We start from the raw sequence: 10,730 nt of genomic DNA on the forward strand, positions 1-10,730 counted from the left end.
CGTCTTTTTATTTAGCTAAGGAAAATTGTTAGGTTAACGAAAAGTACAATCCAATGCTAAATAAGACGCTAAAAATCATCGTCAATTTAGCTGTTTGCCCAAGGATAGGATTTAATGCTTCACCAGTATTATTATGAAATTCGCGACTCAGGTTACGTGCGATTACTAATGATACACCTGCTAATAATACGGGTAACCCATCGAGCGACCCGAGCAAGAATCCCGCGATAATGATACCAAATGGTAAGTAGACAAAACTTTGATATAGCACTTTTGCTTGTGCTTCACCAATTCTTACCGCAAGAGTATTTTTACCTGCTTTTGTGTCGGTAGAGATATCTCTAGTGTTATTGACCAGCATAATGGCAGCATTAAAAAAACCAATAGCACAGCCAAGTAACCATGCTGTCATGGTGGTGGTGCCTGCTTGTAAATAGTAACTGCCAACAACGGCCACTAAGCCGAAAAATACAAATGCAGCAATTTCGCCTAATCCATGTGATGCCAGTGGGTAGGGACCTCCGCTATAACATAACGCGCCTAATATAGAGGCTGTAGCAAGAATGGCTATTGGCCAGCCACCGTGAACGATTAGCAATGAACCTACTAACAATGATATGACTAGGCAACCAATCATGGCATTTCGTACAGATGACGGAGCAAGAATACCGCTTTGAGTGACTCTTATTGGACCGATCCGCTCTTCGGTGTCGATACCATTCTTAAAGTCAAAGTAGTCATTAGCGAGATTAACTGAAATTTGCAATAATACTGCACATAGCATTGAGGTAAAGGCGATGAGTAAGCTAAATTGTTCGAGCCCAATCGCTAGCATATTTCCGATTAATAATGGACCGATAGCCGCCGGTAACGTGCGAGGACGGATAGCCATAAACCATGATTGCATTGAGCTAGGTTGCATAATATTGTGAGACGCACTGTTGATTAGTCATGTCTAATAGCATACCAAATATTCAATTAAGCTGCAGATATGAATATTTGCGTTGCATCACTATTTCGTGATTTGTCACGAGATGACTTAAATTCAACAATTACCATAGAATAAGCTAGAAAACATCAGCTTAACTAAGGTAACCTTAACGTTAATCCAAGTTGTAGAGAAGGTGTTATGAGTCAGGTATTAAACGATTTATTGTCATTGTTGTCACTTGAGAAAATTGAGTTAGGTCTGTTTCGCGGCCAGAGTCAAGATTTAGGCTTCGGACACGTGTTTGGTGGCCAGGTGATGGGACAAGCGTTAAGTGCTGCAAAACAAACGGTTAGTGAAGACCGTCATGTACATTCTTTACATTCATACTTTTTACGTGCGGGTGATGAAAAATTACCGATTATTTACGATGTTGAAAATATGCGTGATGGAGGAAGTTTTAGTGCGCGTAGAGTGAAAGCGATTCAGAAAGGTCGACCTATTTTTTATATGACTTGTTCGTTCCAAACGGTTGAAGAAGGCTTTAATCATCAAGATGTCATGCCCGATGTGCCAGGACCTGAAGGTTTATTGAATCAGCAAGAACTTGCAGTGACTATGCGTGATAAAGTACCAGCGAAAATGCTCGAAAAATTTATGGCAGACTCTCCGATTGAAATGCGTTTAGTTAACCCGGTTCATCCTATCGCCCCTAACACAACAGAGGCAAAAGGGTATGTATGGCTACGTGCCAATGGGCAAGTACCATCGGACCACAGTATTCAAGAGTATTTACTCGCTTACGCATCGGATTTTAATTTTTTAGCCACAGCAACTCAGCCCCATGGTGTGTCTTTTTTAACTCCAGGTATGCGCATGGCCACTATTGATCATGCCATGTGGTTTCATCGCCCATTTAATATGGGAGAATGGCTCTTGTACTGTATTGATAGTCCCAATGCAGGCGGTGGACGTGGATTTGTGAAAGGGCAGTTTTTTGATCAGCAAGGACGTCTTGTGGCTTCTGCCACACAGGAAGGTTTAATCAGAATGACCAAGTAGGATGCTAACATGTTAATAATTAAGAAAGGGATACAATTCGCGGTTGTCACTTTGATTGCCATAATGCTCAATGGTTGTGTGACGATTGAGCCTGAAAAGCCAGTCATTGTAAATGGCTATGCAGGTTATGCAGAGAAAATTGCCTTGCCACAAGGGTGTAAAATTAACATTGCATTAATTGATTTTAATACTCCGGGTGCGATTATCTCTCAAAAAAACTTTGATATAGCCAGAGCACCCGTTCCATTTAAATTCACCTTACCTGCTGAGTTAGTCAAAAGCGGTGTTGATTACGGTGTTGTGGCAATGATCACTTATCAAGGTAATGCTATTTTTCAAACGTATGATAAGTTCCGTGTGATCAGTAACGGTCAATTTACCACTCAAGTGTTAATGAAACGCGTTAAATAGCCACTTCGTAATCTAGTTCACAAACTCTTATGCCCGTCATTGATCTATTTATTTGGCGGGTAATAATCTGTTTTCTACCCTAATGTGCTGTTTAGGTTGTTTATGACAGAGTTATCTCAGACTTATCGCTCGCATGCGCAAACTCGTTTAATTTGGGCTTTGTGCATCGCTTCTATGGTGATTTACATTAATTTGTACACAGTACAAGGCATGCTGCCGTCTATTGCGGAACATTTTGATGTGTCTGGCGCACAAGCTACTTTGGTGTTATCTGTTACCAGTTTTACCTTAGCTTTTTCATTGCTTTTTTATGCAGTTTTATCTGACAGGATAGGACGGTTGGCTCCTATTGTGGTGAGTTTATGGCTGCTCGCAGGGTCGAATATTTTATTAGTGTTTGCCCAAACATTCGATGACTTATTATGGGTGCGCTTACTGCAGGGCATTTTGTTGGCCGCTGTGCCCGCGATTTCGATGGCCTATTTTAAAGAACAATTAGCTCCCTCTTTTATGCTCAAAGCTGCTGCCGTATACATTATGGCCAACAGTATGGGCGGTATCGCAGGACGAATTTTTGGCGGATTAATGGCACAAAATTTGTCGTGGCAGTCGTCAATGGGGTTGGTGTTTTTGGTCACGTTAATGGGGGTGGCATTGGTAACGTATTTATTGCCGCGTAAAGAAATTAAATCCCCAGTAGTTAAGCAAAAAGTCTCTTTGCGACACAAGGTAAAGCAAGATATAGATGGCTTTATGTTCCATTTGTCTGACTCGCAGATGCGCCTAGCTTATGCCATTGGTGGCTTAGCATTTATGATGATGGTCAATCAGTTTAGCTTTATTCAATTGCATATTATGGCTGAACCATATGGTTTGAGTCGCTTTAATGCGACCTTGATTTTTCTCTGTTATTCAAGTGGCACATTTGCTTCTTATTTGTCGGCAAAATGGATTATGCGCTATGGCTCGATGCCATTATTTAGAGTGGCTTTATGCTTAATGGTTGCTGGCACGTTGTTGACTTTGGTGGATACATTGACTGCCATTGTGGTGGGTTTTCTGATCAGTGCTTGCGGATTTTTCTTAACTCACAGCTGTTGTAATTCGTTTGTTGCTATCCGTGCCACCAGTCATCGCGCTAAGGCAACGTCGCTCTATTTATGTTGCTATTATCTTGGCGCATCCCTGGGCGGACCTTATTTAATGATGTTTTGGCACGAAGCTGAATGGAATGGTGTGGTTGCGGGGTCTATGAGCCTTTTGGCGCTGCTTTTCGTGGCGGTCTGGCGTTTAGGGATACATCAACAACAGGTTATTGATGTTCCCGTACCCGATTAACTCTCGATAAATTGTTTACGGTCTAGTTCAAACTTACGCATTTTGTCGTACAAGGTTTTACGGGGTAATTCGAGTTGTTCCATGGTTAATTTGATGCTGCCTTTGTTGTGGCTTAATGCTTCTTCAATTAACATTCTCTCAAAGAACTCCACTCTTTGCTGAAGCGACATGCTGGTGTGCATAGTGGTGTGGTTATCTAAATTACCAGCAAAAGCGGCTTCTGCACCAAGTAACACATAACGCTCTGCTAAGTTGCGCAACTCGCGTACATTGCCTGGCCAGTCGTGAGAGGTTAGCACCATCGTTTGCTGGGGATTTAATGCTATGAGTGCTTTATGGTAACGAGCCGAAGCAATTCTGGCAAAATGTAAAAACAGCAATGGAATGTCCTCTCGGCGATCTCGTAGTGGAGGAATTACAATGGTCACTAGGTTAAGACGATACAATAAATCTTGTCTGAATTTCCCTTCTTCGCACAGTTGCTGCAAGTTTAATTTTGTTGCCGCAATAACCCTGATGTCCAAATTAATCGGCGTATTTGATCCTAATCGTTCGACTTTACGATCTTCCAATACACGCAATAATTTAACCTGTAAGGCCATAGGAGTGCTTTCTATTTCATCTAGCAGTAGCGTGCCACCATTAGCATATTCAAACTTACCGATGCGGCGTTTGTCTATGCCAGTGAAAGCGCCAGATTCTGCACCAAAGAGTTCACTTTCAATGAGATTTTCAGGGATTGCACCACAATTAATGGCGACAAAATTAGCTTTGTTACGATAACTATGGTCATGCAGATATCGGGCGACAAGCTCTTTACCTGCACCGGTTTCACCTTCAATCATGATATCTGCAGGTGTGTCGAGCACTTGGTCAATAAGATGGCGCATTTTCATCACACCAGGACTACTGCCTAAAATACGTGGACCAGGTGCTATATGCGATTCAAGTTCGCGTTTAAGTTTACGGTTTTCTAGTGTTAGCGCACGCTTATCTAACGCGCGTTTAGTCACATCGAGTATATGTTCGTTGTTAAATGGTTTTTCGATAAAGTCGTAAGCACCTTTCTTGAGAGCGTCTACCGCCATGGCGATGTCACCAAAACCCGTTAATAGTACTACAGGTAAGTCACTGTCTTGTTGTTTCAGTTGTTGCAATAAACTTAAGCCATCGAGTTGCGGCATATTGACATCAGAAATCACTATGCCTGGCCAGTTAGCGGTAATATGGCTGGAGATAGCTTGCGGATTCGTAATCGCCAACGCGTTGATATTCTCTAGTTTAAATAACTGCTGTAACACGATACCGATATGAGGTTCATCATCAACAATAATAACTTGATAATTATTGATGTCTTGAATTTGAGTCACGTTTACACTTCCTCACGTAAATAAAGTGGCAAAATAATATGGAAAATAGCCCCACCGTGTATGGCATTCTCGACAGTAATAGAACCTTGCATAGATTCGATAATTCGCTGCGAGATGGACAATCCTAAGCCTAGTCCTTGGCGCTCACTGGTGGTGTAGTAAGGTTCAAAAATTTTATTCATTTGGCTTTCTCTCACGCCTGGGCCACTGTCTTGAATGCTTATATTGACCTTGCTGTCGCAATAAACTTCGATTTGTAATTGTCGCTCTGTAGATTGCTGCATTGCGACGATAGCATTACTAATAAGGTTAACCAGTACTTGTTGTAATCTGACGCTGTCGCCCCATATTTGGCATTTGCCCGTTAATAATTTCAGCGACAATTTAACACCTTGTTTGTCCATTTCAGGTTGAACAATGGTAAGTGCTTGCTCAATTGATTGATTAATTTCGGTGGCGTTGTCTTTACCCTGAGATTTACGTGTAAAGCTTTTAAACTGACCAATAATATCTGCAAGCCTATCGGTTAGCTCTATCATGATTTTGATATTGCTGCTGGCATCTTCAATCATATTACGGCCAATGAAGGTTTGAGTGTTTTGTGCGTAACTGCGCAGTGCTGCCAGCGGTTGATTGAGCTCGTGGTTAATGCTGGCTGACAGGCTACCTATGACCGTAAGCTTTGCCGCTTGGATTAGTTCGTCTTGAGTGTCTTTTAATTGGGTGTTGGCTTGTTCAAGATCCAATGTACGCTCTTTTACTCGTTGTTCGAGTAGATTTTGAGCTTGGTGCATTCTGCGTAAATTTTTACGGCGCTCAATGCTGTAAAGTATAAAAAGTGTTAATAATAAATAGAGTGTGGCCGCCAATAGCATTATTGGCGGTAACGATTCATATAAGGGCTTCATTGGAGTAAGAATATGAACGTTCCAATTAGCATTGGGCATCAATTGGTGACGTTCAAGGTATTTTGCGTGGCCTTCAGCTGATGATATTTTATATACCTGTTTAGTATCGGAATTGCCGAGCATAAAAAGAGGGCTTACACTAAGCTCACCAATGGGCCGGTTGGCATAGCGTTTTGATGAATTTAGAGCAAAACGTTTAGCCTGTGTCAGTGGTGTTAATGAATTAAATCGCCAACTATTAATGCTTGAAAGAAACACTATATTGTCTGGATCGCTGATCATAAACTCATATTGGCTTGCGATGGCAATACCACTACTTTGTTGTTCAATCAAACTTATATCAACTTTTACAACCACTACACCCAATACCACGCCTCTATGATATACCGGATTAGCAAAGTAGAATCCGCGCTTATTTGATGAGGTACCAACTGCATAATATCGTCCAGACTTCCCTGATATCGCATCGATAAAGTAAGGCCTAAATGAATAATCATGATTAATAAAAGAGTTTGGTACATCCCAATTACTGGCGGCAATAGCCACGCCAAGCGCATCGGTGAGGTAAATGTCTGACGACTCAGTGACTTGCTGTAATTCAGATAAATAAGCGTTGAGCTTTTCGATTGTTTGAGGATTGCGTTGATCAAGTAACCCTTGTTCTAAGATGGGGTTTTGTGCAAGTACTGCAGGAATATTTTCGTAGTGTGAAAGGGCGTTATCAATAAAAATTACCAGTTCATTAATTTGCTTTTCAGATTGCTCAGCAATGGACGTTGTGCCTTGTTCAAGTAAATACCAATATGTAACTCTAAGGGTCAGTAATAACCCGATAATGAGCATCATGCTCATTACAACATTTCGTTTTTTGGTAGTCGAGAATGAAAGCATGCATATTCCCAATCGATAATGATTATGATGATTATTGAGCATAAGTAAAAAAACGAGCCTTAATAAATTAAGGCTCGTCTATAATACGCGAATTATCAAGTTAATAGCCGTTTAATTTGTCTATGTATTCGGGTAAAAATAGAGAAATTTGTGGAATATAGGTAATCAACATCAAGAAACCGAGTAACAACACTAACCAAGGAAGGCACGATTGAATTACCCACCCCATACTTTTTCCTGTTATCCCTGCGGTGACAAACAGATTGAGCCCTACAGGCGGTGTGAGCATGCCTATCTCCATATTGACCACCATAATGATGCCTAAGTGAATAGGATCGATACCTAACTGGGTTGCGATAGGGAACAAGATTGGCGCCATAATCAACAGAATAGCTGAAGGCTCCATAAAGTTACCCGCAGCTAATAACAGTAAGTTGACGATAATCAAAAAGCCCCATGCGGGTAATCCAAATCCGACAATCGTTTCGGCGATAATGTGCGGAATACGTTCGGTGGTTAATACATGGGCAAACAGCATGGCATTAGCAATAATGAACAGCAGCATAATACTGACTTTAGCGCCATCACGTACTACATGACGGATTTCTTTGTCGGTAGGTGTTTTAATAACGCCAAGTAACATGTGCCCTATGTTACGTAATGAGGCTCCCACTAAAGACTCATGTTTATTTCGCCAAGCGACATTTTTAAGAGGGCCAATATCACGATAACCAAATACAGCAATAAAGTAAGCATATACACAAGCTACTGCCGCAGCTTCAGTTGGGCTTGCTACACCACCGTAAATAGAACCTAGCACAATCAGAATGAGTGCTAAACCACCCATCGCTTTAGCACTTGATATCGCTAATGCTTTAACGCCAGGAAAAGGACGTGAAGGCAGCTTTTTAATCCGAGCAACGATATAGATGGCCAGCATTAAAATACAACCCATCATTAAGCCTGGTATTAAACCGGCCATAAACATTCTAGCTGCAGACACTTCTGTCGCGGCTGCATAAACCAGCATTACAATCGATGGTGGAATTAAAATGCCTAATGTACCCGACGTAGTGATAACGCCTGCTGCAAATTTTTCTGGATAACCTGCACGCACCATACCAACAATAACAATAGAGCCAATAGCCGCTACAGTAGCTGGTGATGAACCCGATACCGCTGCAAATAGCATACAAGCCATCACTGATGCCATGGCAAGACCACCGCGGATATGACCTACGCTGTCCATCGCAAAGTCAATAATACGTCTTGCTACGCCACCAGTAGACAAAAATGCCGATGATAGAATAAAGAATGGGATTGCCAATAAAGTGTAGTGTTCTGAAGTCGACTCATACAGTTTTAAAACAATCGAAGCGAGCGAATCATTTGAAAATAACAAAATAGTCAGCATGCTTGAAAAGCCTAAAGCAATGGCAATAGGCATACCAATCATCATGCAAATAAACAAAGCAATAAATAGTGTTGCTATAGTCATTATTTCGCGTCCTTATCATTTTGTTGTTCTGATGACGTGGATAGCGCAGCTTCATCGATTAAATGCATGCTGTCTTTAGCTTCATCGGCCAGTTGGAAACCAACAGCTTTATTGCGCAATATAGCGATAAATAATTCTATAAAGCGCCAAGTGAGCATTGAAAATCCGATAATTAAAATACTTTGAGATAACCAAATAGGAACTGCACCGTCTTCTACGTCGATGCGTAATGTTTCCCAGGCAAAATCTGGATCTAATTGATGAATAAACCATGCAGGAAAGTCGATATCTTCCATTGGAATACCAATTTGGTACATTTGGCTAAGGTAGTCCCAAGCCCCTTTTAAAAACATGCCACAGTAAATAATGCAACACAGGCACGCAAAGATAGCGACTGCTTTCTGTGGCTTACCAGATAGCTTAGACACAAAGGCATCGACACCAATATGTGCTCCTACTTTAACGCCATAAGACATACCAAATAATACAAACCAACCACAAAGAGTAAGGGTCAGTTCTTGGATCCATAAAAAACCGGTGTTAAAAAAGAAACGAGCAATAACTTCGCCAAAAACTAGCAACGTCATTAATGTAATTAATAAATTAAGGAACCCTTCTTCAAAATAACCAAATAGTCTTGAAATCACGGTCATACTCCTTGAATAAAAAAAGGTGGTACTGATGCAAGAATGCGTTCAGTACCACGTCAAGTACGGAGACTATTTAGTATTTGCAGCTTGAGCGGCATCAATCATGTCTTTACCAATTTGATCTTCAAACTTAGCCCAAACTGGTTTCATAGCGTTAACCCATTGCTGGCGTGCAGCAGGCGCTAAAGTGACTAATTCAGAGCGCTTAGAATCAATAATGGCTTGTCTATCTTGATTATCTTTTTCAGCTGCAATTTTGTTACCAAGTGCGATAGCTTCGTCTAGTGATGACTTAAAAATAGCTCGTTTATCGGCGGGTAGACCTTTCCAGAAGGTATTTGAGGTCACTACCATGTAATCTAAAACGCCATGATTACTTTCTGTTATGTGACTTTGTACTTCATAGAATTTCATTGAGTAGGTATTTGACCAAGTGTTTTCTTGACCATCAATTGCGCGTGTTTGTAGTAGAGTAAACACTTCTGAAAATGGCTTTTTAACAGGAATCGCGCCAACTGCATCAAATTGAGCTGCAATCACATCAGATGCCATAATACGGAACTTTTTGCCGTTAGCATCTTTTGGTAATGCCAATGGATCGTTCGCTGAGAATTGCTTCATGCCGTTGTGAAGATAACCTAGACCAACAAGGCCTTTACGGTTCATTGCGTTTAATAATTTTTGGCCTGAATCTGACTGCTGAAAACGATCAACTGCTGCCATATCTTCAAATAAGAAAGGTAAATCGAAAATCTGTAGTTTTTTGGTAAAACGCTCAAACTTAGATAATGACGGTGCTACAAATTGCACATCGTTTAGGAGTAGTGCTGCTAGCTCGTTGTTATCCCCAAATAACTGTGAGTTAGGAAATACGTTAACAACGTATTCACCAGGTAAACGCTGCTCTATTAATTCTTTAAACTTAAGTGCCATTTGTCCTTTTGGTGTGTTTTCTGCAACAACATGCGAAAATTTAATTTCTACAGGTTCAGCAAAGACATTAAAACTCGCTGCCAGAATAGTCGCAATTGTTGCTAGTTTAGCAATTGATTTGAGTGGGCGTGTAAAGGTACTGGTGGATTTTTTCATAATAATTAACTTCCTTTTTTTAGTGTTATATTTTCCTCAAGGTGGTGACTTGTCCCAGAACAAGTACGCCATAAACGCTTTATGAGGATAGATCAAACATAGCAAGCATTAGGCCAGAATGTTAATTATTTGTAACTCAATGAAATATATTAACTTTAATTTAATAAGGAAACCGGAGAGCGATTTTATGTGTGGATTGTCACACAGTAGAAAAGGGGTAATGGGTGGAATGTCGCACATTGTCATTGATCGTGATGTGAAGAGAGTATTTATGACTAGCAGAGTAATAATAGTTTACATGGACTTAATTAAAACAAGAAAGAAATAAAAATTAGACATAAAAAAACCACCTTTCGGTGGTTAATTTATGAATGCAATATATGCATTAAATACCAAATAATTGGTGGAGCTACACGGGATCGAACCGTGGACCTCTTCACTGCCAGCGAAGCGCTCTCCCAGCTGAGCTATAGCCCCAAATTCTAGCTGACTAAAACTAAAATTTTAAAAATATGGTATCCCATAGGGGATTCGAACCCCTGTTACCGCCGTGAAAGGGCGGTGTCCTAGGCCTCTAGACGAATG

At 40.8% G+C, this 10,730-nt stretch carries 9 protein-coding genes and 1 tRNA gene; 3 read left to right on the top strand and 7 right to left on the bottom strand.

The features are described from left to right. Nucleotides 1–28: 28 nt before the first annotated feature. On the bottom strand, nucleotides 29–922 hold the full coding sequence (locus AAEY97_RS13715) for a 1,4-dihydroxy-2-naphthoate polyprenyltransferase (protein ID WP_101086550.1): 894 nt from the start codon (nucleotides 920–922) through the stop codon (nucleotides 29–31). Nucleotides 923–1,129: 207 nt separating this feature from the next. Here AAEY97_RS13715 and tesB point away from each other — a divergent pair, with 207 nt between their 5' ends. From tesB to AAEY97_RS13730, 3 genes are all read left to right on the top strand, one after another. Continuing rightward, nucleotides 1,130–1,990 carry an acyl-CoA thioesterase II gene (tesB, locus tag AAEY97_RS13720; RefSeq protein WP_011638171.1) on the top strand — a complete coding sequence of 287 codons (861 nt, stop codon included), beginning with the start codon at nucleotides 1,130–1,132 and terminating at the stop codon, nucleotides 1,988–1,990. 9 nt (nucleotides 1,991–1,999) lie between these two features. Next, nucleotides 2,000–2,401: a YbaY family lipoprotein gene (locus AAEY97_RS13725; RefSeq protein WP_162023559.1), complete on the top strand. Its 402-nt coding sequence runs from the start codon at nucleotides 2,000–2,002 to the stop codon at nucleotides 2,399–2,401. 102 nt (nucleotides 2,402–2,503) lie between these two features. Then, nucleotides 2,504–3,739, top strand: a complete 1,236-nt coding sequence (locus tag AAEY97_RS13730) for an MFS transporter (protein ID WP_162023558.1) — start codon at nucleotides 2,504–2,506, stop codon at nucleotides 3,737–3,739. Here the strand turns inward: AAEY97_RS13730 and AAEY97_RS13735 are convergent. From AAEY97_RS13735 to AAEY97_RS13760, 6 genes are all read right to left on the bottom strand, one after another. Further along, the gene (locus AAEY97_RS13735) at nucleotides 3,736–5,109 is read right to left on the bottom strand and encodes a sigma-54-dependent transcriptional regulator (protein ID WP_101086553.1); all 1,374 of its coding nucleotides are present in this window, start codon (nucleotides 5,107–5,109) and stop codon (nucleotides 3,736–3,738) included. The genes AAEY97_RS13730 and AAEY97_RS13735 overlap by 4 nt on opposite strands. A gap of 2 nt (nucleotides 5,110–5,111) precedes the next feature. After that, on the bottom strand, nucleotides 5,112–6,908 hold the full coding sequence (locus AAEY97_RS13740) for a sensor histidine kinase (protein WP_192116307.1): 1,797 nt from the start codon (nucleotides 6,906–6,908) through the stop codon (nucleotides 5,112–5,114). A 100-nt stretch (nucleotides 6,909–7,008) separates the two neighbouring features. Beyond that, nucleotides 7,009–8,406: a TRAP transporter large permease gene (locus AAEY97_RS13745; RefSeq protein ID WP_192116308.1), complete on the bottom strand. Its 1,398-nt coding sequence runs from the start codon at nucleotides 8,404–8,406 to the stop codon at nucleotides 7,009–7,011. Further along, nucleotides 8,406–9,059 carry a TRAP transporter small permease gene (locus AAEY97_RS13750; protein ID WP_350999391.1) on the bottom strand — a complete coding sequence of 218 codons (654 nt, stop codon included), beginning with the start codon at nucleotides 9,057–9,059 and terminating at the stop codon, nucleotides 8,406–8,408. The genes AAEY97_RS13745 and AAEY97_RS13750 overlap by 1 nt, the downstream gene beginning before the upstream one ends. A gap of 66 nt (nucleotides 9,060–9,125) precedes the next feature. Continuing rightward, nucleotides 9,126–10,145 carry a TRAP transporter substrate-binding protein gene (locus tag AAEY97_RS13755; RefSeq protein WP_182744755.1) on the bottom strand — a complete coding sequence of 340 codons (1,020 nt, stop codon included), beginning with the start codon at nucleotides 10,143–10,145 and terminating at the stop codon, nucleotides 9,126–9,128. Nucleotides 10,146–10,546: 401 nt separating this feature from the next. Beyond that, nucleotides 10,547–10,622: transfer RNA gene (locus tag AAEY97_RS13760), tRNA-Ala, on the bottom strand. Between the last annotated feature and the right edge of the window lie 108 nt (nucleotides 10,623–10,730).

The sequence above is a fragment of the Shewanella sp. TB7-MNA-CIBAN-0143 genome, assembly GCF_040310065.1.
GTDB lineage: Bacteria > Pseudomonadota > Gammaproteobacteria > Enterobacterales > Shewanellaceae > Shewanella.